Below are 23,493 nucleotides of genomic sequence, written 5' to 3'. Positions count from 1 at the left end.
GGATGATCGGGATGTGAGAGTGACCGGCGTGGAGAGGACCGTGATGAAGGCCTGGCGGGTGAAGGACCTGGGGGAGCCGCGGGACGTGCTGCACCTCGACGACGTGCCGACCCCGACGCCGGGGCCCGGTCAGCTGTTGGTGAAGGTGCGTGCCGCGCCGGCGAACTTCCCCGACGTCCTGATGTGCCGGGGCATCTACCAGGTGAAACCGGAGTTGCCGTTCACGCCGGGGGTCGAGCTGTGCGGCGACGTCGTCGAGGTCGCGCCCGATGTCGATACGCACGCCGTCGGCGACCGGGTGGTCGGCAACTCGGCGCCCCCGTTCGGCGGTTTCGCCGAATACGCCCTGATGGATGCGTTCGCCGCGTACCCGGCGCCGCCGTCGCTCGATGACGCCGAGGCGGCGTCGCTGACCATCGGCTACCAGACGAGTTGGTTCGCGCTGCATCGCCGCGCGCATGTGCAGTCCGGCGACGTGGTGTTGGTGCACGCGGCCACCGGCGGGGTGGGCAGCACCGCGGTGGAGTTGGCGAAGGCGGCCGGCGCCACCGTGATCGGGGTGGTCGGCGGGCCGGAGAAGACCGAGCACTGCCGGCGGCTCGGCGCCGACGTCGTCGTCGACCGGCACACCGAGGACTTCGTCGCGGTGGTCAAGGAGGTCACCGACGGCCGTGGCGCCGACATCATCTACGACCCGGTGGGCGGCGACACCTTCGACCGGTCCACCAAGTGTGTGGCGTTCGAGGGCACCATCCTGGTGATCGGCTTCGCCGGCGGCCGCATCTCCCAGGCCACCTTGAATCACGCTCTGCTGAAGAACTATTCGATCGTCGGCGTGCACTGGGGTTTGTACAAGCACAAGAACCTGCAGGCGGTGCTCGACTGCCACGCCACCTTGACCCGACTCGCCGCCGAGGGCGCCATCAAACCGCTGATCGGCGAGCGACTGCCGTTCACCGATCTCGCCGACGGCGTCGCCCGCCTCGGAGACGGCACCACCGTGGGCCGCGTGGTGTTCGAGTTCGATCGCGACGCCTGACTGCTGTCGCGCAACCGTCGCGAGTGCCTCCGGCCCGGGCGGGAGACCTCACCTCTTGCCAAGGACCCTTCGCGCGCGAAAGGTCTTTCGCGAGAGATGAGGTCTGTGACGTGGCGGGCTACCTGAGTCCTCGCCGAACCGCGTAGACGGCGGCACCGAGTGCGACCACCACGACACCGGCGACCACCGAGCCGATCGGCAGTGTCGCGGCGAGGACCACGCAACCGACGAGTCCCAGTGTGGTGACCACGCGTGCGGGTCGTTGCTCGTCGCGACTCAGGGTGGCCGCCGACGCGTTGGCGATGGCGTAGTAGAGCAGCACGCCGAACGACGAGAAGCCGATCGCGCTGCGCACATCCACGGTCGCGGCGAGGACGGCGACGACGACCCCGATCGCCACCTCGGCATGATGCGGCACGCGGTGCTGCGGATGGACCGCGGCCAACCACCGCGGGAGATGACCGTCGCGCGCCATCGCCAGGGTGGTGCGGGAGACCCCCAACACCATCGCCAGCAGTGAGCCGATCGCGGCGACCACGGCACCCACCTGAACAACCGGCGCCAGCCCGGGAACGCCTGCGACACCGACGGTTTCGACCAGGGGGGCGGTGGCGTCGGCGAGCCCGGCCGGACCCACCACCGCCAACGCGGCCACCGCAACCGCCACGTAGACCACCAGCACGATGCCCAGCGCGGTGGGGATGGCCTTGGCGATCGTACGGGCCGGGTCCCGGACCTCCTCACCCAGCGTGGCGATCCGTGCGTAGCCGGCGAAGGCGAAGAACATGAGCGCCGCGGCCTGCAGGATGCCGTACACGGTCGCGTCGCTTCCGAGCGAAAGGTGTTCGCCCGCATCGTCCGGGGTCGACGACACGGCCGCCACCACCACCGCGGCCAGCACCGCGAGCACCACCGCCACGATCAACCGGGTGACCAGTGCGGATTTCTGGATACCGCGATAGTTGACCGCGGTCACCGCGACCACGGCGGCGACGGCCACCGCATGCGCATACTCGGGCCACGCGTAGACGCCCACCGTCAGCGCCATCGCGGCACAGGATGCCGTCTTGCCCACCACGAAACACCATCCGGCGAGGTATCCCCAGAGCTCGCCGAGACGTTCGCGGCCATACACGTAGGTACCACCGGAGACCGGATACAGCGCCGCCAGCCGGGCCGACGATGTGGCGTTGCAGTAGGCGACCACCGCGGCAACGGCCAGGCCCACCAGCAGACCCGACCCGGCGGCCTGTGCGGCCGGCGCCAACACGGCGAACACACCGGCGCCGATCATCGATCCGAGACCGATGGTCACCGCATCGCCGACGCCGAGCCGCCGCGCGAGCTCACCGCCCGACGTGCCCTGGTTCGTCACGACGGTCAGTGTAAGTGTCCGACCACCCCGGGAAAGTGAACGTTCGGTATCGCGAGGCCGCCGGCGGCGACGGGTGGGCCGAGCCGATCGCGCAACACGCCGGCCGCTGCGGCCGCCGCCGTGTCGACCGACTGACGCAGCGTCAGCCAGTCGGGCTCGGGGAATGTCTGCCGGCCGAGAATCGCGACCACGAACCGATGGTCCGCGCCGACCAATCCGGCACTGTGCAGATACGCCGTCTCCGCCGGCCACTGCATCCAACCCTGCTTGGCTGCAGTGATGTCGCGAACCCCCGGCGCTTGCAGCCCGAAGTCCTGGGCGAAACCGTCGGCGGCGACGGGCGGCGCCTCGGCGAGCGCGCCGATGATCACATCCCCTTCGGGCTGCGGCATCTCGGCCACATACCGCAAGAGCAGCGCCACATCGCGCGCCGTCGTCGTCATCCATCCCCAGATGCCGGGGTCGACCGGGGGTGCGGTGCCGGTCAATCCGAGGCGTGCGGTCACCCGCCCGATGGCACCCATCCCGTCGAACCTCGTCCACAAGGTGTTCATCGCGGCGTCGTCACTGGGACCGAGAGCTCGGCGGACGAGGTCGACATCGGCATCGCCGAGCGGCAGCGCCTCGGTCCGTCGACGATCGAACAGGTCGACCGCAACGACGACCTTCGCCAACGACGCGCTGAACATCGGTTCGGTGGCGGCGCTGTTCTGGGCCATGACGCCCGAGGTGCGGTCCAGTACGGCGATCGCCACGCCGACATCGCGTGCCGCACCCACAGCGTCGTCGGCGGCGCGCATCGCACGTGATCCCGCACTCGCCGCGCCGGCCACACTGGTCGCCACCGGATTCCCCTCGGCCGGCGTCCGGACGGTCGGCACACGTATTCCGATCATCGCGGTGATCAGCATGATCGCGGCCAATCCAGCCCACCTGGTCACCGCACTACCCAAGCGCCTACCGGTGATGGGTCGCATGGCTGATCTTCCTGCATATCGGTCTGATATGTCCGAATCTACGCCGCTTTCCGCGTTGTGGTTCGCTCGTACCATGTGTGCAGTCGCACATGGGGGCTGCTGTCGAGTGGCGTCAGTGAATGGTCGGTGGCACCGCGCCCACGGTCGGCCTGACCTCGGGCGCCGCGACGCGACCCGACTGTGGCCTGCCGACGCGACCGACACCCAGCGCGATGACGGCGAGAGCCATCACCAGCGCGATCGCAGCGGCGGCGGCAACCTGGGTGATGGTCGCGTAGAACACCGCGACGATCGTCGGTGCGGCGACCGCGACCAGCAGCGGTGCGGACCGCAACCAGCGCGGCGGCACGCGGACCGAGCCGCGCCACGGATCGGGTAGCAGCATGCCGGCAGCGGCCACCAGCAACGTCGAGATGACCACGTCGGCCGGCCGGTGCCATCCGGCTGCCACGATGACGAATTCCAGCACCGCGGCCCAGGTGCCCACCACGGTGCCGACGAGCGGGCGCACGACGGGTGGGCTCGCGAGCACCAGCACCACGACGACCGCGGTCACCGCGGCGGCGTGACCGCTCGGCGCCGAGTTCGCGGTCTCCGCGATCCAGGAGTGGAGCTGGGGGCGGGTGAGCACATGGTCGCGCAGGAACTGGACGATGAGCACCACAGCCGGTGCGAAAGCCAGCAGCGTCACCGTGGTGGCGAGGCCGCGTCGGGCGTCGGTGGGTGAGGAGAACCGGCGGCACTGCACCAGCACCACCACCGCGGTTGCCACCCCGACCCAGAGCAGTGGGCTGGAGACGACGTCGATGGAGAGCAGAAAGGGCAGGTCATGGACGGGTGGGAGGGCCCGGGACACGTCGAGCAGCCATTGATCGACGCGTTGGCCGGGCCTCGTCCACACCGCCACCGCGAACACCGCGGCCGCCAGCAGGAATGCGGCCGTCACCACCGCTGCGCGCGAGAGGGAGGAGCGCTGCGCAGCGGTGGATCCGGTCACAAGAGTCAATCTAGCGGTCGAAGCTGGGAGCATTCTGCAGACAACCTGAGTACTCGCAGTGTTGACTGAGGGCCTGCGGTCGACTCGAGCCCATGGGTGACCGGGGACTGTCGGGTCGGCCGAACTCGGGTCGGCCCCTTCCGCGCAGTTCTGTGTACAGTCGTGCACAAGGTTCACCGGAGGTGCCACGCATGGATCTGCTCAAGTGGAGCAAACGCCCGGCGGCCGACGTCGAGGCCAGGAAACCCGAGGTCAACATTGTCCGCGGGCTCATCGCCCGGGCCACCACACCGCTGTTGCCCGACGACTACCTGCACCTGCTCAACCCGCTCTGGTCGGCCCGTGAACTGCGCGGACGGGTCGTGGAGGTGGTTCGCGAGACCGAGGACACGGCGACGGTCACCATCCGCACCGGCTGGGGATTTCCGGCCTCGTACAAACCGGGCCAGTACGTCGGGATCGGGCTGCAGGTCGGCGGGCGCTGGCACTGGCGGTCCTATTCGTTGACCTCGATCGGGGATACCGACGACAAGACGATCTCCATCACCGTCAAGGCCAACCCGGACGGGTTCTTGTCCACTCACCTCGTCGGCGGCGTGAGCCCGGGCACGATCATCCGGCTCGCCGCGCCCAAGGGCGATTTCCACCTACCCGAACCGATGCCCGACAGCGTGCTGTTCCTCACCGCGGGCAGCGGCATCACCCCGGTCATGGCGATGCTGCGGTCGATGCGATCGCGCGACACCCAGCCCGACATCGTGCACGTGCATTCGGCGCCGACCCGCGACGCCGTCATTTTCCTCGACGAACTCGAACAGATGGATGCGGACATGCCGTCCTACGATCTGCAGCTGCAGTTGACCCGGGAACAGGGCAAGTTCGACATCGACCAGCTCGATGCGGCCGTACCCGACTGGCGGGATCGCTCATGCTGGGCGTGCGGCCCGGTCGCGATGCTCGACGTGGTGGAGTCGCACTATGCCGAGCAGGGGCTGCGCGACCAACTGCACGTCGAACGGTTCGCCATCGCGCGCACCGACCACGGGGGCGAAGGCGGCACCGTCACCTTCGCCAAGTCCGACAAGACCGCCGAGATCGACGGCGCCACCACGCTTCTTGAAGCAGGCGAGAAGCTGGGAATCCAGATGCCCTTCGGTTGTCGGATGGGGATCTGCCAGACCTGCGTGGTACCCCTCGCCGGGGGATATGTGCGCGATTTGCGCAGTGGCGAGGAACGCCGCGAGGGTGAACGAATCCAGACATGCATCAGCAGCGTGTCCGGAGAATGCACACTCGACCTCTAGGGGGTTCGATGGCCATCACAGACATTGATCAATACGCGCATCTGACCGATGCCGACATCGAGGCGTTGGGTGCCGAACTCGACGCGATCCGCCGCGACATCGAGGAATCCCGCGGCGAACGCGACGCGAAGTACATCCGGCGCACCATCACCCTGCAACGGTCGTTGGCGGCCGGTGGCCGGGTGGCACTCATGTTCAGCAACCGCAAGACCGCGTGGGTGGCCGGCACCGCGATGCTGTCGCTGGCCAAGATCATCGAGAACATGGAACTCGGCCACAACGTGATGCACGGGCAGTGGGATTGGATGAACGATCCCGAGGTGCACTCGTCGTCGTGGGAGTGGGACACCACCTGCCCGAGCGTGCAGTGGAAGCACTCGCACAACTTCGTGCACCATAAGTACACCAACGTCGTCGGTATGGACGACGACGTGGGCTACGGCATCCTGCGCGTCACCCGCGATCAGCCGTGGGAGTGGTGGAACGTCGGCAACCCGATCTACAACCTCACGCTCGGCACATTCTTCGAATACGGTGTGGCGCTGCACCATCTGGAGACCGAGAAGCTCCGCAAGAAGGAGAAGTCGTACCGGCAGGCGCTCAAGGATCTGCGGGTCATCGGACGTAAGGTCGGCAAGCAGGCGGCCAAGGATTACCTGATCTATCCGGCACTGTCCGGGCCGAACTGGAAGTCCACCCTCGCCGCCGACTTCACCGCCAACATCGTGCGCAACTACTGGGCGTACATGGTGATCTTCTGTGGTCACTTCCCGGACGGGGCCGAGAAGTTCACCGTCGAGGAGTACGAGAACGAAGACCAGCCACGGTGGTACCTGCGACAGATGTTGGGATCGGCCAACTTCCGCGCCGGATTGGTGATGCGGTTCATGAGCGGCAACCTCAGCCATCAGATCGAGCACCACCTGTTCCCCGACCTGCCGAGCAACCGGTACGAGGAGATTGGGGTGCGGGTGCGGCAGCTGTGCGACAAGTACGACCTGCCCTACACCACCGGTTCGCTGGGCCACCAGTACTTCCAGTCCTTCCGCACCATCGCGAAGCTGGCTCTGCCCAACGCCCTGCTGAAGGCCACGTCCGACGACGCACCCGAAACCGCATCCGAACTTCGGTTCGCGGTGCGCGACGGGGTGCAGAACCACTTCGGTGTCGACCCGGCCACCGGCAAGCGTCGCGGCTTGCGCACCGCCCTACGCGAACTCAAGAACGCCCCCGTCCAGCCGGCCGCGTAGCCGCCCGCCCCGGCAGAGTTCCTCCCCCGGGTATCACTTCGTCCCCCAGTTGCTCGCGGGGCAAGAACAGAGACCCGGGGGAGGAACCGCGGGCGTGAAATACGCAGCGCGTCAGGCGCTCGGCAGCGCCCGACGTGGTCGCAGCTGGCCGAGCAGCCATGCGTAGACGTCGTCGCTGTTCAGCAGGGTGAAGTGGTGGGCACCGCCCAGTTCGAAGCCGTCGGAGAACCGCAGTCCGAGACGCCTGCGGGTGGGCTCGCCGCGTCCGCTCGGCGCCAGGACCAGGCCGTCACCGATCAGGCGGCCGAACGGGTGGCGGGGATCGCGCGTGATGGTCGCGGTGACGAACAGATGTCGGGCTGTGCGCAGCAGCGGAACGTCGGCGCCCGGTGGATGCTGCCAGGAATCGCGCTCCTGATTCGCCCAATCCGTCGCGGTGAGGTTGCCGTGGAACAGATCGCGCACCCCGGCACTGCGGCGGCGCAGCAGATTGCTGATCGGGCGTGTGGCCGGGACCGAGTGCAGCGCCGACGACGCGGCATGGACGCCGCGCTCGAGTGGGGCGCCCAGGTGGGGCGTGCCGAGGCAGGCGGTCTCGGTGACCAGCTGCGGCCACCAGGCGCCGCGTTCGGTGGCCTGATGACATGCGCTGCGGATGACCAAACCACCCATGGAATGACCGACCAGCGTGAGGCGGCGAACCGGGACCGGCCAGAGCAGGACCAGGTCGGTCAGCAGATCCGCGAGGTCATGTCCGTTGTCGCTGATGTGGCGACCGGTGTTGTACCTGACCTGTATCTCGGTGGCCGAAATGTGTTCGGCGAGTCGGTGACCGTAGCTCGGGCGACCCCCGATGGTCCACGCCTGTTCGGATTCCATCAGGCCGTGCAGGAAGACGACGATGTGTCCGCCGGCATCGGGAAAGGCTTGTCCCAGCGCCGAGGTCTCGACCGCGACCGGCTCCCCGCCGACACGAATCGACATGGGTGCGGCCAACGGTGATCGGGTGGCCTCGAGTTCGTCGCCGATGAGTCCGTTCAGGATGCCGAGCAGCATCGCTCCCCGGGCGGTGTGCGAGATCGGTCGATCGGTGGTCGGCAAACCGTCCGTGACCGTGTCGGCGGCGTCCAGCAGGGCGTCCATCGACTGGTAGGCGCCCTCGCTGACGGCATCGTGCACCATCCGGGGTGACTCGACCACGCGGCCCAAGACGGGACGCAGAGCGCCGAACACGGTGCCGGCGACGGATCGGTGGATGGTGCCGATCCCGGCCACCGCTGAGTGCAGTTCCGCGACGCCGAGCTGCGCGAGGGCGCCGAGCTCGTCGGTTCGGGCCTCGGAGGTTGCCATGCGGTTCAGTGTACGCCTGTGCACCGATTCAGGTCGACGGGAGCGTGAGTGTCGCTCGCAACTGCCCGAACCGGAAGAGGGCTGGTTGCCCGGTCATCTCCTGGTAGCGGTCGATGACGTCGGACGCGAAGCTGCTCGCGCGGTCGTCGGGGAGGCGGTGCGTCCACGCGGTGGCTCCGACCGCGAACCATTGGGTGAAGTCGTCGACTGACTCGAATTGCCACTGCAGGTCATCGACGCCCAGGTCCGCCACGACGAAGCCCGCGGCCCGTGAGTTCTGTGCGAAGTGCTCTGGTGAAACGTGGATGAAGGGTGCCGGGAAGTCGGTGAACCGGTCCCGCCATCGTGCGGACGACGCGACGTCCATCGCGACATCTTCGATGCTGGGGCGCTCCGTCTCGCACACCTGCTGGATGACCGCACGCCCCCCGTCGTCGAGGCTGTGTGCGATCTGCGTGAGTGCCGCCGTCTGGTCGCGCACCCAGTGCAGCGCGTTGAACGACACGGCGATGTCGAAGTCGCGCTCGAAGGGCAAGGCCAGCACGTCGTCCACGTGGAACTGGACGCGCAGCCAGTCGGGCGGGACGCGGGTCAGCGCCCGCTCGATCATCCGGCGCGATGCGTCGACACCCACGACGCTGCCGTTCGGCAATCGTTCGGCCAGCCGCATCGTGATGAAGCCGTCGCCGCACCCGACGTCGAGGAGCCGCTCGTCACCGGTCAGCTCGATGTCGCGGATCGATGCCTCGGCCACCATGCGCTGTAGCGCGCTCACGTCGGCGTAGCGTGCGCCGTCCCAGTCGACCATCGCGGATCTCCGTGTCTCTCGCGGATTCGTGCTTCCCATCTTCGCCCTGTGAGACCGGCTTCACGGCCGAAAGAGAAACTTGCCGGCGCCCGCGACGCTCCCGGAGGGGTGGTTTGTTCCCGGTGTCCATCACACGGACGCTCATTTGTCGTTCGACAGAGGGACTTTCGGGTTCTCGGTGTTCTGTCGATACGCACCGCAGACCTACGTTCGGCTCGGTTCTCACCACCACACAGAACGGGGCGGAACACCATGCCAACAACCACAACAACCAGACATCTGATAAGTGCGTGCGTCACCGTCGTGACGCTGTTTCTGATCGTCGCCCTGCCACTGACGCACGCCGATGCGGCGTCGACGAACAGCCGGAGCGGACCGCAGTCGTCGGCTCAACCCCGGGGCGGCGAAGCGAAACAGATGAAACCTCGGACAGATCCGGGACCGTCACGCGGCAGCAACAGTTCACCGCCCTCACCGGGCCCGAGCAGCGGGGGCAGCCGGCAGCGGCCCTCGTCGCCGGAGACGAACTCGTCGCCGGAGACGAAGAAGCCCGAGAGGCAGCGCAAACCCATACCGAAGCCCGACCGCGGGCCCAACAAGTTCTCGCCCCAAACCAAGGCGCCACAGACCCAGATGCGTGGCTCGTCGCAGCGGGATCGGAAGTCGAAGAGGGACAGGGACAAAGCCGCCGAACGCCGGTCCGGTCCATCGGAGAATCGGGGCCCGAACAGGTACTCGCCGAGCACGTCGGCGCGGCCGGATTCAGAGTCGGACGAACAGGATTCGCCAGGACGACCTGATCGGGACAAGGACAAGAAGCGATTCCGGGACCGGAACAACCCGCCTGCCGTGGCGCTGGACGGCAACCTCGGCACCGAAGACAGCGACGGCGACGGAATCGTCGAGAACCAGACCTGCGCGGCGCCGGGCCTCTGTCCGCGGGAGATCAATCCGCCGCGAATCGGGGGCCTCCCGTTGCCGAGGCCCGTGGTGCCGCCCAGGGTCGCGCCCAAATCGCCCGCTCCGAGGACATCCGAGCGAGCTCCGTCGAACGAACAGCCGAAAGCGGATGACCGCCGCGACCGAGGCGATGGCCGCGACTCGTTGGGCCGCTATGCCAAGGGCAACGATGGTCGAAGCGGCAAGGATGAAGAGAAGAGAATCCTTGATGAACTGGAAAAGGACCAGAAGGTGCCCATCATTCGGGACCAGCGCCAAGCAACAATCCCAGGTGGCAAACATGGCCGGTTCTACGACGGGTTGATGCCCAACGGAGACGGAACATACACAGGTATCGAGGTGAAGAGCGGAGGCGCGTCCAAGACCCGGCAGCAGAAGGAGTTCGACGCGCGTGTGAGTCCTGAAACGCCGGCGAGCGTGCGACTGCCCGATGGCACCACGGTTAAGATAACCGGCGTCTGGGATGAACCGTGACCGCGAAGGAGGCGAGCCGATGAAACCTACGCACATCCAAGAGTTCTCGGACGGGCGTCGGGTAACGATGGGACCTGACACCCTCCCTCGGTTCCTCAAGACTCCGCTGACCGTGCTCGACGGCGGCGACCGGAATCACCTCATCCTGTCACGCCTCGTCCGCCAGGAATGGTTCGACGATCTCAGTGAACAGGAACGCGACGAATCTCTGTCCGCATTCCTGCAAGCTGGTGGAAGCGCCGAGGCGATGACCCTCGAGCTGCGGCGAAAGGAATCCGACGGCTCGTACCGCCAGTACACCCTCGGCCGCGGTGAGGGTTCTGAGTCCGGGTCGACGGTTGAGATCAAGGTCGGTGACCACACCTACCGTGTGACACCCGACGAGGTGTTCACCGCAGAAGACGCCGGCGAGGTTTTCGTGCACTACTTTCGGCACGGCGATGTCCCGGCGGGCTTGTCACTGCGGGAGCTGGTCCGGTGAGGTGATGTAGTACCTCGAATCGACACGATGAGGAGCGTATCGAGGCCTTGGGGTCTCGATACGCTCCTCACTTCGTTCGTCGCTACTCGACCAGCGGGCGGGGAACGACTTCGTTCGTCGCTACTCGACCATCAGGACGAGCGTCTTGACCGGCGGCAGGAGGATCACTCCGCCGGCGGCGTGAGCACCGTGTCGATCAGATAGACGGTGGCGTTGGCGGTCTGGACTCCACCGCACACGACGGCCGCGTCGTTGACCATCCACTCCTCGCCTTCACCGGTGACCTCGACGGACTGCCCCTGCAGGGTCTCGTGCTCACCGGCGATCGCATCCGGGCCGGCCTGACCATCAACCACGTGGTAGGTGAGGATGTCGGTCAGCATCGTGGCGTCGGTCTGCAGGGCCTCGATGGTCTCCGGGGGCAGCTTCGCGAACGCATCATCGGTCGGCGCGAAGACGGTGTACTCGCCGTTGTTGAGCGTATCCACCAGGTTCACTTCGGGATTGAGCTCTCCGGACACCGCCTGGGTCAAGGTGGTGAGCATCGGATTGTTGGAGGCGGCAGTGGCCACCGGTTCGGCGGCCATACCGTCGACGGATGCCGGGCCGGTCGGATTCGCCTCCGCGTACGCCGCACAGCCGGGACCGACGAGGCCGGATGCGGCAGTGGCCGAATCACTTTCGGATTCCATGCTGGTCATGGGTGCGCTGGTCGCGGCGGTCGTCTCGGACGAGGAGTCATCGTCGGACGAGCAGCCGGCGACGAGTCCGACGGCGAGTGTGACACCTGCCGCCGCCGTCAGAACACGATGAATTCGCTTGAGAGCCATGATCGATCCAATCTGTGGTTGACACCCCGCCGCGTGGCGGGTTGTAGGTGATTCGGCGCACCGGTGCTGCCGGATGGGTCGGATTCGCGCGATTTCAAAATCCGGTCGTTGACGCAGTTCAGCGCCGCCCACCAATCCGCTCAGCTGTCGCGTCCGAATGGCTGCCCACACAAGGTGCCGCAGCCGAGGTGCCGCGGCGAGGGGAGTTGTTCATGAGGGCCGAGACCGAACTGCGCGCCGCCCTGGCCGGTGTTCTCGCGGTGGCGGCGGGAGTGGCGACCGGCGAACTGGTGGCTGCCGTGGTGTCGCCGTACGCATCGCCGTATCAGGCGGTGGCCGCGTTCCTGGTGGATCAGGCCCCCGCCTTCGCGCGGGAATGGGCCATCGACACCTTCGGCACAGCCGACAAACCCGCGCTGATGGTGGGCGTGGGCGCCGCGTTGCTGCTGTTGGCCGTCGTCGCCGGGATCGTCCAGGTGCGACGGCCGCCGTGGGGGGTCGCGGTGGTCGCGGTGTTCGCCGGATTCGGGATCGTGGCGGCATTGACGCGGCCGACGTCCGAGGCGTCGTTCCTGTTGCCGCCGCTGACCGCCGGCATCGTCGCCGGGGTCGTGCTGGTGGTGCTGTGTGCCGGGTCGCGCACAGCACCATCCGAGGGCGGGTGGAACCGTCGGCAGTTCCTGACCGCCGCCGCACTGGTCGGCGCAGCGTCGGCGGCGTCCACGCTGGTGGCGCGGCAACTGTCGCGCGCCGGCGATGTACTCGCCGAACGCCGACGACTGGTGCTGCCCGCGCCCGCCTCGCCCGCCGAGCCGATCCCTGCGGGGGCGACTCTACAGATCGAGGGTGCCACTGCGTTCGTCACCGACAACGCCGACTTCTACCGCATCGACACCGCGCTACAGGTACCCCGGCTCAGCAACCGGGACTGGCGACTTCGGGTGCACGGCATGGTCGACGATGAGCTCACGCTCGACTGGGACGACCTGCTCGCGATGACGATGACCGAACGCGTCATCACGCTGACCTGCGTGTCCAACGAGGTCGGTGGTGACCTGGCCGGCAACGCCCGCTGGCTCGGCGTGCCGATGCGCGACATCCTCGACCGCGTCGGGGTCTCCGATGACGCCGACATGCTGCTGTCCACGAGCGTGGACGGCTGGACCTCGGGCACCCCGCTGGCCGCAGTCACAGACGGACGTGACGCGCTGCTCGTCATCGGGATGAACGGCGAGCCCCTCCCTCTGGAACACGGCTACCCGGTGCGCCAGGTGGTTCCCGGCCTGTACGGCTACGTGTCGGCCTGCAAGTGGGTGACGGACTGGGAGATCACCCGCTTCGACCGCGCGCAGGCCTACTGGACCGAACGCGGATGGGGGGTGCGTGCGCCGATCAAGACCGCCTCACGGATCGACCGGCCCGCGCCGCTGTCGACGCAGCCGGCCGGTCGTGTCCTGGTCGCCGGCACCGCGTGGGCACAGCATCGCGGGATCAGTGCGGTGGAGGTTCGGGTCGACGACGGCCCGTGGCGGCCTGCGCAACTCGCGGAGCAGTACTCCATCGACACCTGGCGGCAATGGACCTTCGACTGGGATGCCGCGCCCGGTCAGCACACCCTGTACTGCCGGGCCACCGACGGCGCCGGCCGGGTACAGCCCGAGCAGCGCGTCGCCCCGATCCCCGACGGCGCGACCGGCTGGCACAGCCGGGTGATCCGCGTCGCCGACGGACAGTCAGGCTGAGGGAGCAGCGACCGCCGCGCGCCCGAATACCATCGACTTCTCGATGTCGTCGGTGTAGTGGTCGATGGCATCGCGGTAGTAGTTGTGCCGCACCTTCCAGTAGCCGTGGGTGCCCGACTTCGGCAGCGCCTCGGGTGCACGGAGTACATAGCCGGCCTCGAGGTCCCACAGCGGCTGCGCCGGCATGGACACCTCACCGAGGTGTGGGTAGGCGTGGGTGTAACCGTGGGTCCGCATGTAGTGCAGCAACTTGGCGACCGCCCGGGCGGTCATGTCGGCCCGCAATGTCCACGATGCGTTGGTGTAGCCGACCGACCACGCCAGGTTCGGGACGTCTTCGAGGAGGTGCGATTTGAAGACGAACCGGTCGTGGGGCTTGATCTCGGCGTCGTCCACCCGGATGCGGACACCGCCGAAGGCCTGCAGGTTGAGTCCGGTGGCGGTGACGATGATGTCGGCGTCGAGATGACGTCCCGACTGCAACGAGACGCCGGTGGCATCGATCCGGTCGATATGGTCGGTCACCATCTCCACCGAACCCGCCGAGATCTGCTCGAACAGATCGGCGTCGGGCACCATGCACATGCGCTGATCCCACGGGTCATAGGACGGATTGAAGTGCACATCCACCGGGTAGTTGTCCGGAAGTTCCTTGCGCACACCGTTGGTGAGGAGTTTGCGGCCGACCTTGGGAAAGCGGTGCAGTCCGTGCACCATCGCGGCCGTCTGCGCGGCGTACCGCGTCCGGATCACCTGATGCGCCGCCTTGGCGGGCAACACCTTCCGGATCAGCGGATTGAGCCGCTGGGTCTGAGACATCGACACGATGTAGGACGGCGAACGCTGCAACATCGTCACATGGGCGGCGGTCTTGGCCAGCGAGGGGATCAGGCTGACGGCGGTGGCGCCGCTGCCGATGACGACGATGCGTTTGCCGGCGTGGTCGAGGTCTTCCGGCCAGTGCTGCGGGTGGACCACGGTGCCGGTGAAGTCGTCGATCCCGGTGAACCTGGGAGTGTAGGGCTCGTCGTAGTTGTAGTAACCGGTGGCGAAGTAGACGAAACGGGTGCGATAGCGGCGGGGTACGTCGCCTTCGGTTGCCGAGATCGTCCAGGTGTCGGTGGCCGAATCCCAGTCGGCGGTGGTGACCTGCTGCCCGAAGCGGATGTGTGGGGCGATGCCGTGCTTCTCAGCGGTCTCGGCGACGTAGTTGCGGATGTCGGCGCCCTGGGCCAGGGCCTCAGGTCGATGCCACGGCTCGAACGGAAAGCTGAGGGTGTAGATGTCGCTGTCGGAGCGGATACCGGGGTAGCGGAAGAGGTCCCAGGTGCCACCGATGCGCTCCCGGCGCTCCAGGATGAGGTAGCGCAGGCTCGGGTTCTCCTGCGTCAGGCGGTAGGCGGCGTCGATGCCGGACAGGCCCGCCCCGAGGATGATCACGTCGTAGAACTCGTCCGGATCTCCGGGCGCCGGGGCACCTCCGGTATCGATCTCTGTCATCGCAACCTCCTCCTCGAGCGACGCCCGATCGCGGTGGGCGCAAGGATGCACGCCCACCACACCGTTGAGCGTCACGGTAGTTCGCCGGGACGACGAATGTCGCGGATTCGACAAGTGTCCAGACAGCGAATCGTGCACGGCCGCAACGGAGACCCGACGATGCGCCGTGCTGCCTGGCGTGCGGCCCCGACCGCTGCACGCCAGCGCACCGGCTACCACCGCCGTCGCAGAAATGCGACATCGGTGTTGCATGTACGCTATGCCTGTGACGCACGCCACGCAAGTTCGCGCCGACGTGGAACGCAACCGCGCCGCCATCATCACCGGTGCGATCGGACTGCTCGGCAGCGCGCCGAATGCGTCGATGCAACAGATCGCCCAAGCGTCCGGCGTCAACCGGGCGACCCTCTATCGGCACTTCACCAACCGCGATCAGTTGTTGAGCGCGCTGCATGCCCAGGCTCTCGACGACTCGGCCGCCATCGCGCGTCGTCTGCCGGCCGATGGGCCGGTGCTGCCGGCGCTGCGGACCTTTCTCGACGATGCGATCACCATCGGCGAGCGATACCGCTTCATCCTGATGTATCACCGCACCGATCCCGCGCTGTTCGACGTCGAGGCCCGCGCCACCGCGCCGGTGATCAAGGCGATCCGGCGAGGCCAGCACGGCGGCGAGATCGACCGCCGACTCGACCCGGTGTTCGCGGCCGGCCAGATCACGATGCTCGTCATCGGCGTGGTCGGACTGGTCGAACGTGGTGCGATGACCCTCGACCACGCCCGCCGGCAGGCGCAGATCGGTTTCGGCAACACGATCTCGGCGCGCGCCGAGACGGTGCCGGTCGAGGCCATTCGGCCATGACGGCCTCGGCATCGTGCAACACTTGTTGTCAGATCGATCTGAACGCCATCAGCCCAGGGGAGTCCCCATGCGTCAGGAAAAGGTGACCTACTGCCGGATCTGCGAGCCGCTCTGCGGGATGATCGCGACCGTCGACAACGACGAACTCATCTCGTTGCGACCGGACAAACAGCATCCACTCTCGAAGGGTTTCGCCTGTCCCAAGGGCATCGCCTTCACCGAGATCGTGAACGACCCCGATCGGGTGCTGCATCCGCTGCGTCGCACCCCCGACGGCGAGTTCGAACAGGTCTCCTGGGACACCGCGCTCGCCGAGATCGGCGACCGTCTGCGACAAGTGCATCGGCGGCACGGGAGTTCGGGGATCGGGTGGTACTTCGGTAATCCGGCGACCTTCTCCACCGGTCACACCCTGTGGACCGCGACATTCACGAATCTGCTCGGGACACCGCACGTCTATTCGGCGGGTTCGCAGGACGTCAACAACCGGTTCGTGGCCAGCCATTTCCTGTACGGCAACCCGGTGGCGGCGCCCATCCCGGACATCAACCGGGTCGATCTGCTGGTCATCATGGGCGCCAACCCGGTGGTCTCCCACGGCAGCGTGATGAGTTCGCCGCGCATCCGGGAGGGGCTCAACGCGATCACCGCACGCGGTGGCCGGGTGTTGGTGATCGATCCGCGGCACACCGAGACCGCCCGCGAACACGAATGGCTGCCCATCGTGCCGGACACCGACGCGCTGTTGCTGCTGTCACTGCTGCACGTGATGTTCGACGAGGAACTCGCCGATGAGTCCCGACTACGGCAACAAGCCGCCGGACTCGACACGCTCAAGGACATCGTCGCCGAGTACCCGCCCGAGACGACGGCTGCGCGCACCGACATCGACGCCGGCACGGTCCGGGCGCTCGCACGCTCACTGGTGCACACCGAACGCGCCGCCGTGTACGGCCGGATCGGCACCTCACTGGGCCGCGCCGGCACTCTGACCACCGCGCTGCTGGACATGGTGAATCTCGTCGCCGGCAACCTCGACGTCGTCGGCGGCGCCATGTTCGGCGATCTGGGCATTCCCGGTCAACGCGCCGGAGTCACGGCGCTGCAGCACTTCTCGCGCTTCGCGTGGGCGGGTCGACGGAGCCGTGTCGGGAATCTGCCGCAGGTTCTGGGCACCGCGCCGGCATCGGTGATGGCCAAGGAGATCACCACACGCGGGCGAGGGCAGCTGCGGGCGTTGTTCGTCAGCGCGGGCAACCCGGTGTTGTCGGTGCCCAACGGTGCCGAGTTGAGCAGTGCGCTCGACGACCTGGAGCTGATGGTGTCGTTGGACATCTACCGCAACGAGACCAACGCGCATGCCGACTACATCCTGCCCGCCACCACCATGTACGAGCGCGGCGATTTCCTGTTGCCGTTCCAGGCGCTGTTCACCACCCCGTTCAAGCAGGCCACCGATCCGGTGATCTCCCCACGCGGCGAGGCGCGGGAGGAGTGGACCGTGATCAACGAACTGGTCGCCGCCTTGTCCCGCCGAGTGCCGGCATTGGGTGCGCTGCATGCCATGAACACCGTGTCGGCCCGGGTCGGCCGGATGTGGAACCCCGAGCGGTTGTCCGATGTGGTGGTGCGGATGGGTGTGGGCGGCAACCGCTTCGGTCTGCGCCGTGGCGGGTTGACCTACCGCAGGCTGGTGCGGGACGAGCCGCATGGCGTCGTCGTCGCCGACGGTCTGGCACCCGGACAGTTACGGGACACCATCATCCACCGCGACCGCAAGATCCACCTCGACGCCCCCGAGCTGCTGGCCGAATTCGACCGACTGGCCGACGCGGCCGATCCGCGACTTCCGCTGCGGCTGATCGGTATGCGCGAGATCCGGTCCGAGAACAGCTGGCAGCACAACGCCCCGATGCTGCTGCGCGGCGGGCGCGAGCACGCCGCGCGGATGCATCCCGACGACGCGGAGCAGCGCGGCATCGCCGAGGGCGACCTCGTGGTGGTGCGATCGGCACACGGGCACGTGGAGTTGCCGGCGACGATCACCGACGACATCAAACCCGGTGTGGTCGCGATCCCGCATGGCTGGGGCCACAACGGTTCCGGCGGGTGGACCCGCGCCAACAGCGCCGCGGCCAATGACCTCGGCAGCGGCGGGGTCAACGTGAATGCGCTGATCTCGTCGGACCCCGGCGACCTCGAACGTCTCGCCGGGATGGCCAATATGACCGGGGTGCCGATCGAGGTGAGCCTGCTCGACACCGCTGCCCCTCGTCCCGACGCGTCCGCAACCCTCGGCGCGCAAACGTAGCGAGAATCGCCGCCCGGCGACGATTCCTGCTACGTCTGATCAACTGATTTCAGGGCTGTTTACGCAGGATGAAGCGCTGGATCTTGCCGCTCGGGGTCTTGGGCAGCGCATCGACGAAGTGGACCGTGCGCGGGTAGGCGTGCGCGGCGAAACCGGTCTTGACCAGTTGCTGCAGTTCGGCCTCCAGCGCGTCGGTACCGTCGACCCCTTCGGCGAGCACCACGAACGCCTCGAGAACCTCACCGCGCAGCTCGTCGGGGCGGCCCACCACCGCGACGTCGACCACCGACGGGTGGGTGATGAGGACACTCTCCACGTCGAACGGCCCGATCCGGTAGCCGGCCATGATGATCACGTCGTCGTCGCGGGCGGTGAAGTAGTAGCGTCCGTCGTCATCCTTGCGGCCGGTGTCGCCGGTCAGATACCAGGCGCCGTCGGGGGTGAAGCGCGCGGCGGTCTTGTCCGGGGCGTCGAGGTAGCCGGTGAAGAACAGCAGCGGGCTGTGCGCGACGTCGATGGCGATCTGGCCGTCGACGATGCCGGTGGCGAAACCGGGCATCGGGCTCCCCATCGATCCGGGCACCAGTGGCTGCGCGACGTCGGGATGCCAGTGGTTGTTGATGAACATGCCGTGCTCGGTCTGCCCATAGTGGTCGCGCACCTCGGTCTGCAGGGTCTCCCGTGCCCAGTCGATCACATCCGGGGTCAGCGGTTCACCCGCCGACGAGGCGCGACGCAGCGCGAAACCGGTGAACGACGGATCCTTCGACAGTGAGCGGTACACCGTCGGCGCGGCGGCGAAGTTCGTGACACCCAGCTCGCGGAGGACCTGCGCGGTGACCTCAGGCGAGAAACCGGCGTGCAGCAACAGGTTTCGCCGACCGATCGCCATCGGACCGAGGATGCCGTAGTACAGGCCGTACGCCCAGCCGGGATCGGCCGCGTTCCAGAACACGTCGTCGGCGTTCACGTCGAGGCCGTAGTGCATGTAGCAGCTGAACGCCGCCAGCGCCCGCACCGGCACCGGCACACCCTTGGGGGCGCCGGTGGTGCCGCTGGTGAACAGCAGGATCAGCATGCCGTCACCGCCCACCGCGACGGATTCGGCGACCGGCTCGTGTGCGGCGACGAGCCCGTCGAATTCGTCGCCGGCCACGATGGTCCGGATGCCGTCGATCCCGTCGAGTTTGTCGACCTGACCGGGTTCGGTGATCACCACCCGCGCATCACCGGCGGTCAGCCGCATCTCGATGGCCGGCGTGGCGAAAGCGGTGAACAGCGGGACGTAGACGGCGCCGAGGCGGGCGATCGCCAGCAGCGACACCACCAGCTCGGCGCGTTTGCCCATCAGCACACCGACTCGGTCGCCCCGACCGACCCCCAACTCGGCGAGCGCGGCGGCAAACCGCTTGGACGCGTCGGCCAACTCGCCGTAGGTGAGATCGACGGTCACCAGCTCGTCGTCGTCGTCGATGTCGATGGTGGTGAACGCGACCGCAGCCGGGTCATGCCGGTCGGCCAGCAGGTACGCGGCGTCGGCAGAGTCCGCGCCGAACGTGGTGATCCATTCGTGCAGCTTCTCGTCGACGGACGGGTCGTGGGTGGGTGCGGTCTGGGTCATCGTCGAACCTCCCGGTGAAAGCGGTGGTGGTTGCCGCGGCGCCGCTCGGGTATCCGCGGGTAATGTGGGTCACATTCTGCGCGTCATGAGGTGCGCGGACCACCCCCCGAAGAGGGGGAGAACGCAGGAGGTGACATGGGCGAGGCCGCATCGGTGCTCGACGCGCTGCGGCGTATCCGTCGGTCCAGCGGTGTGTCGCTGGCGTTCGCCGGCATGGTGTCGGCCGGCCGAGCGCGCCAGACGGTGCGGCTCGAGCATTTCGTGGGAGCCACGCGGGGTGCTCTCAACGGGGTGGCCGTCGACGTCGGCCATGGCCTCGGCGGGAAGGTGGTGACGGTGCGCCGACCACTCGCGGTGGACGACTACCTGCGCACACCACACATCACCCACCGCTACAACCCGATCATCGCCACCGAAGGTCTCGGCGCGATGGCGGCGGTGCCGGTGATCGTGGATCGCAGCCCTATTGCCGTGCTGTATGGGGCGGTGCACACCGACAGTCCGCTCGGCGGGCGTACTTTCGACGTCTTGGCCGATGAGGCCCGCGCGCTCGAGCAACGGATCGTCGCCGATCGGCTGTCGGTGGCGTCGCCGGGTCGCGACGAGCTACGCGACCGCCTCACCGATGCCTACAGCCGCCTGCGCCGGTTACAACGGTCGGTCGATGATGTGACGTTGGCCGCCGAGATCGAACGTATCGGCGAGGGCCTGCTCGACGACACGCCTGATGCGGACCCCACGATCCGGCTCACCCAACGCGAGCAGGACGTGCTGGTGTTGGCCGCCCTCGGCCACAGCAACGCCCGGATCGCCGAAGAACTCGGCATCGGTGTGCAGACGGCCAAGGGCTATGTGAAGGATGCGATGGCCAAGCTGGGTGCCACCACCCGTCTGGAGGCCGTGGTGGTCGCCCGACGATCGGGTCTGCTGCCGGGGTAGGGCGTTTGATCACCCCTTCGTGCCGGGCAAGCGGGACGTCGCGTTGGACACCGCTGCACCAGCGCGATCGGCATCGTCGACCGACGATCATCATCGCCACGATTCGTCACACGTGTCCGTCGGCATCACCACTGAGCGTGCCCGGATGGATTATCCAGCCGACGGCGGCCAGCGGTGATGCTCGCGGCCAGCGGTCGCGGTCGAATGCGCCGATCGACACGCCGACCGCGCTTGGTCAGAAGAGGCGGTCTAGTGGTTGCGCAGCTTCTCGATCAACTCGTCCTTTCTCAGATTCGAATACCCTGAGATGTCGAGTTCCTTTGCGCGGTCTTGTAACTCGTCAACAGTCCAGTCCTCGTAGGACGGCGATTCTCCGCCCTTCTCGCCGACCGACGAGCGGGATTGGTTCGCAGCGGCGTTGGCGATGCGCGCCGACTTCTCCTTCGAATTGCCTTCGTCACGCAGCTTTTCGTAGAGTTCGTTGTCCTTGACGGACGGGCCCGGGTCACGTTCTGGCATGTCGACACCTCCTGATGAGTGAAATGGACGCCATCTGGGTACCCAAACATTCCCGACGTTACGCCCGACCCGCCGTCGAAAGGCGGCAACTGGTTCCCGACCAGCCGGTTAGGGTTTGATGAAGACCGACAAACCGCACATCGGCAGCATCCGGACAGCAACGACGCAGAGGAGACGTACATGGGCAAGAAGAAGAAACTCATCAGCCGCCTCGAAAAAGAGGTCGAGCGGTTGCAGGGTGATCTCGCACGCGCCGAGAAGGAGGCGACGAAGCGTCTCAAGAAGGTCGAGAAGGACGCTGCTGCGCTGCAGGACAAGGTCTTGGCGTTGATCGGCCAGAAGGATTCGCAGAAGTCCCCAAACGAGAAGAACTCAGACGAGAAGAACTCAGACGAGAAGAAGCCGGACGAGAAGAAGTCGGGGCCGTCCGACAGCACGTCCGCATCCGAGACGAGGGCTCCTGAAGCGCCACAGTCGGCTCCGCGCAAACGGGCGCCCGCCAAGAAAGCCCCGGCAAAGACCACGGCTTCCGGGCAGCCCACCGTGGCGCAGTTGCGGTCGGAGGCCAAAACCAAGGGGGTCAAGGGCTATTCGACGATGACGAAGGCGCAGCTGCTCGACGCGCTGGGCTGACCCTTCGGCCCCCAACCACATGCGGATCTGACATTCACACACGGAACAACCCCCGTGGATGTCAGCTGCCCATGTGGTTGCGCAGCGGGGTCTCGGCTCGACGGTGTGCGACTGTTGATCTGTGAGTAGCGACCGCCTGCGGCAACTTCGCGCGGTCATCGACGGCCCACTGCCGGAGATCGCCGCACGTTTCTCCCGTTTCGTGGGGCCCGAGTGGCCGCACCACGCGCTGATCATCTTCACCCGGGAATGTACGGGTCGACCGCGTAAGGTCGCCGGCGACCGAGACATCGTCGACCGCGTCACGATCGATGAGCTCGACGCACTCAAGGAGGCGACCGACCCCGGGACGGTCGCCACGACGACCGCGCTGATCGGTGGGGTGACCCGCGACGTCCGAACGGTGCGCGACGAGACCGACACCCTGCTCGTGCTGATCACGAAACCGTCGAGAACGATCTCCGACGATCAGGCGGTGTCCGGCGATCGGCTGCGCGGATGGTTCGCAATCGTCTCGACCTCGATCCGTCAGCAGGTGGCTCAGGCCAGCCCCGACTACCTCGCCGAATCCCGGGCGGCATCGAGCGAACGTGCCCGCACCATCGCTCAGCTGACCCAGACCCACGAGGACGCACTGGTGGCGATCCTCGGGACGCTGCGCGCACGCGACCTCGACGATCGGACAGCACGCTCGGCCGCCGCGGAAACCGCGTCGGCCGCGCTCATCGCGCTGCGGGCGGTGAGCGACTCGGACCACAAGCTCGCCACCGAGGACCTCGACGCGGCGTTCGCGCGTCTGCGCGTCGAGTTGGGACCCGTCGCGGAGCAACTTCGCGTCGACGTCGACTACGTCGGCCCGACGACTCGTGGACGCACCCTCCCCGGCGAGATCGCGCACGCCGCGCGGGCGATCGTGCGGATCGTCGCGGTGGCCTTCGGTACGCAGCGGACGGTGTCCAGACTGCGCATCGCGTGGGACTGCGTTGACGACGAACTGCACATCGACATTCGGGATCAGGGCGCCGGCGACCTCGATGGAGACACGCTGACCAGGCAGTTGACCGGTCGGCTGCAAACCCTCGGCGGCCGCCTGGAGGTGGAGACGTTACCCGGCTGGGGCAGTCGGGTGTCGGCACGGATTCCGCTGGACACGGCCGCCGAGCGCCCCGACCACGACGTGTTGTCGACGCTCAATCCGCGTGAGCTGGAGGTGCTCGGTCACCTGGCGCTGGGGAGACGCAACAAGACGATCGCCGCCGAGCTCGGGGTCAGCGAGAGCACCGTCAAGTTTCATGTGACGGCGATCCTGCAGAAGCTGCAGGTGTCCAACCGGGGTGAAGCCGGGCTGCTGGCGGCGCGGGCCGGGATCACCGCCGAGTGAGCCCGGACACCGCCGCTGTACTTTCGTCTAGGTAGAACCATCCATTCGGACGGATGCATGTATTCACCGTCGACACGAGACTGGGACGAGTAGCGGACTGTCCGGTGGCCAGTCCACAACCACATCGAGAGGATCGAGAA

Annotated in this window: 21 protein-coding genes; 11 read left to right on the top strand and 10 right to left on the bottom strand. The window is 67.3% G+C overall.

The features are described 5' to 3' along the window. Window positions 1–43: 43 nt before the first annotated feature. On the top strand, window positions 44–1,039 hold the full coding sequence (locus NWF22_RS08860; RefSeq protein WP_160904518.1) for an NADPH:quinone oxidoreductase family protein: 996 nt from the start codon (window positions 44–46) through the stop codon (window positions 1,037–1,039). Window positions 1,040–1,157: 118 nt separating this feature from the next. Here the strand turns inward: NWF22_RS08860 and NWF22_RS08855 are convergent, their stop codons facing one another. The 3 genes from NWF22_RS08855 to NWF22_RS08845 all read right to left on the bottom strand — a co-directional run bounded on the left by NWF22_RS08855 (window position 1,158) and on the right by NWF22_RS08845 (window position 4,388). Next, window positions 1,158–2,333, bottom strand: a complete 1,176-nt coding sequence (locus NWF22_RS08855; protein WP_233752086.1) for an APC family permease — start codon at window positions 2,331–2,333, stop codon at window positions 1,158–1,160. 86 nt (window positions 2,334–2,419) lie between these two features. Next, window positions 2,420–3,355: a serine hydrolase family protein gene (locus tag NWF22_RS08850; RefSeq protein WP_160904470.1), complete on the bottom strand. Its 936-nt coding sequence runs from the start codon at window positions 3,353–3,355 to the stop codon at window positions 2,420–2,422. Between the two features lie 148 nt (window positions 3,356–3,503). After that, window positions 3,504–4,388 carry a phosphatase PAP2 family protein gene (locus NWF22_RS08845; RefSeq protein ID WP_160904471.1) on the bottom strand — a complete coding sequence of 295 codons (885 nt, stop codon included), beginning with the start codon at window positions 4,386–4,388 and terminating at the stop codon, window positions 3,504–3,506. A gap of 191 nt (window positions 4,389–4,579) precedes the next feature. Here NWF22_RS08845 and NWF22_RS08840 point away from each other — a divergent pair, with 191 nt between their 5' ends. Then, window positions 4,580–5,692, top strand: a complete 1,113-nt coding sequence (locus tag NWF22_RS08840) for a ferredoxin reductase (RefSeq protein WP_160904472.1) — start codon at window positions 4,580–4,582, stop codon at window positions 5,690–5,692. A gap of 8 nt (window positions 5,693–5,700) precedes the next feature. Next, window positions 5,701–6,942 carry a fatty acid desaturase family protein gene (locus tag NWF22_RS08835; protein WP_160904473.1) on the top strand — a complete coding sequence of 414 codons (1,242 nt, stop codon included), beginning with the start codon at window positions 5,701–5,703 and terminating at the stop codon, window positions 6,940–6,942. Between the two features lie 111 nt (window positions 6,943–7,053). Here NWF22_RS08835 and NWF22_RS08830 read toward each other — a convergent pair whose 3' ends face one another. The 3 genes from NWF22_RS08830 to NWF22_RS08820 all read right to left on the bottom strand — a co-directional run bounded on the left by NWF22_RS08830 (window position 7,054) and on the right by NWF22_RS08820 (window position 9,672). Further along, entirely contained in the window at window positions 7,054–8,292 is a 1,239-nt protein-coding gene (locus NWF22_RS08830) for an esterase/lipase family protein (protein WP_160904474.1), read from the bottom strand. Window positions 8,293–8,320: 28 nt separating this feature from the next. Next, entirely contained in the window at window positions 8,321–9,100 is a 780-nt protein-coding gene (locus tag NWF22_RS08825; RefSeq protein ID WP_160904475.1) for a class I SAM-dependent methyltransferase, read from the bottom strand. A 389-nt stretch (window positions 9,101–9,489) separates the two neighbouring features. Further along, window positions 9,490–9,672: a hypothetical protein gene (locus NWF22_RS08820; protein WP_160904476.1), complete on the bottom strand. Its 183-nt coding sequence runs from the start codon at window positions 9,670–9,672 to the stop codon at window positions 9,490–9,492. Window positions 9,673–9,949: 277 nt separating this feature from the next. On the opposite strand from NWF22_RS08820, the gene NWF22_RS08815 reads away from it, so the two are divergent. Together NWF22_RS08815 and NWF22_RS08810 are read left to right on the top strand one after the other, a co-directional pair. Next, window positions 9,950–10,534 (top strand): hypothetical protein, encoded by a 585-nt coding sequence (locus NWF22_RS08815; protein WP_160904477.1) that lies wholly within the window; start codon window positions 9,950–9,952, stop codon window positions 10,532–10,534. 19 nt (window positions 10,535–10,553) lie between these two features. Next, complete coding sequence (locus NWF22_RS08810) at window positions 10,554–11,015, top strand: hypothetical protein (protein WP_160904478.1); 462 nt, start codon at window positions 10,554–10,556, stop codon at window positions 11,013–11,015. A gap of 164 nt (window positions 11,016–11,179) precedes the next feature. Here the strand turns inward: NWF22_RS08810 and NWF22_RS08805 are convergent, their stop codons facing one another. Then, a complete protein-coding gene (locus NWF22_RS08805; protein WP_160904479.1) occupies window positions 11,180–11,845 on the bottom strand; it encodes a fasciclin domain-containing protein in 666 nt (221 codons plus the stop codon). A gap of 212 nt (window positions 11,846–12,057) precedes the next feature. Between NWF22_RS08805 and NWF22_RS08800 the strand changes: the two genes are divergently transcribed. Further along, window positions 12,058–13,587, top strand: coding sequence for a molybdopterin-dependent oxidoreductase (locus NWF22_RS08800; RefSeq protein WP_160904480.1), 1,530 nt, complete (start codon window positions 12,058–12,060; stop codon window positions 13,585–13,587). On the opposite strand, the gene NWF22_RS08795 is transcribed toward NWF22_RS08800, so the two are convergent. Then, a complete protein-coding gene (locus tag NWF22_RS08795; RefSeq protein WP_160904481.1) occupies window positions 13,579–15,087 on the bottom strand; it encodes a flavin-containing monooxygenase in 1,509 nt (502 codons plus the stop codon). The genes NWF22_RS08800 and NWF22_RS08795 overlap by 9 nt on opposite strands. A 259-nt stretch (window positions 15,088–15,346) precedes the next feature. Here NWF22_RS08795 and NWF22_RS08790 point away from each other — a divergent pair, with 259 nt between their 5' ends. Then, window positions 15,347–15,949 carry a TetR/AcrR family transcriptional regulator gene (locus NWF22_RS08790; RefSeq protein WP_160904482.1) on the top strand — a complete coding sequence of 201 codons (603 nt, stop codon included), beginning with the start codon at window positions 15,347–15,349 and terminating at the stop codon, window positions 15,947–15,949. A 67-nt stretch (window positions 15,950–16,016) separates the two neighbouring features. Further along, window positions 16,017–18,260: a molybdopterin-containing oxidoreductase family protein gene (locus NWF22_RS08785; protein WP_160904483.1), complete on the top strand. Its 2,244-nt coding sequence runs from the start codon at window positions 16,017–16,019 to the stop codon at window positions 18,258–18,260. Between the two features lie 49 nt (window positions 18,261–18,309). On the opposite strand, the gene NWF22_RS08780 is transcribed toward NWF22_RS08785, so the two are convergent. Then, complete coding sequence (locus NWF22_RS08780; protein ID WP_160904484.1) at window positions 18,310–19,881, bottom strand: AMP-binding protein; 1,572 nt, start codon at window positions 19,879–19,881, stop codon at window positions 18,310–18,312. Between the two features lie 135 nt (window positions 19,882–20,016). Here NWF22_RS08780 and NWF22_RS08775 point away from each other — a divergent pair, with 135 nt between their 5' ends. Continuing rightward, window positions 20,017–20,820, top strand: a complete 804-nt coding sequence (locus NWF22_RS08775; protein WP_160904485.1) for a helix-turn-helix transcriptional regulator — start codon at window positions 20,017–20,019, stop codon at window positions 20,818–20,820. 249 nt (window positions 20,821–21,069) lie between these two features. Here the strand turns inward: NWF22_RS08775 and NWF22_RS08770 are convergent, their stop codons facing one another. Further along, the gene (locus tag NWF22_RS08770) at window positions 21,070–21,339 is read right to left on the bottom strand and encodes a DUF7218 family protein (RefSeq protein WP_160904486.1); all 270 of its coding nucleotides are present in this window, start codon (window positions 21,337–21,339) and stop codon (window positions 21,070–21,072) included. A gap of 180 nt (window positions 21,340–21,519) precedes the next feature. Between NWF22_RS08770 and NWF22_RS08765 the strand changes: the two genes are divergently transcribed. Continuing rightward, the gene (locus tag NWF22_RS08765; protein WP_160904487.1) at window positions 21,520–21,972 is read left to right on the top strand and encodes a DNA topoisomerase 2-like domain-containing protein; all 453 of its coding nucleotides are present in this window, start codon (window positions 21,520–21,522) and stop codon (window positions 21,970–21,972) included. A gap of 121 nt (window positions 21,973–22,093) precedes the next feature. After that, window positions 22,094–23,353 carry a helix-turn-helix transcriptional regulator gene (locus NWF22_RS08760; protein ID WP_160904488.1) on the top strand — a complete coding sequence of 420 codons (1,260 nt, stop codon included), beginning with the start codon at window positions 22,094–22,096 and terminating at the stop codon, window positions 23,351–23,353. Window positions 23,354–23,493: the final 140 nt, after the last annotated feature.

Source organism: Gordonia mangrovi (assembly GCF_024734075.1).
GTDB classification, from domain to species: Bacteria; Actinomycetota; Actinomycetes; order Mycobacteriales; family Mycobacteriaceae; genus Gordonia; species Gordonia mangrovi.
Note: the sequence above shows the minus strand (reverse complement) of the source record. Positions and strands in the feature narration are given on the sequence as shown.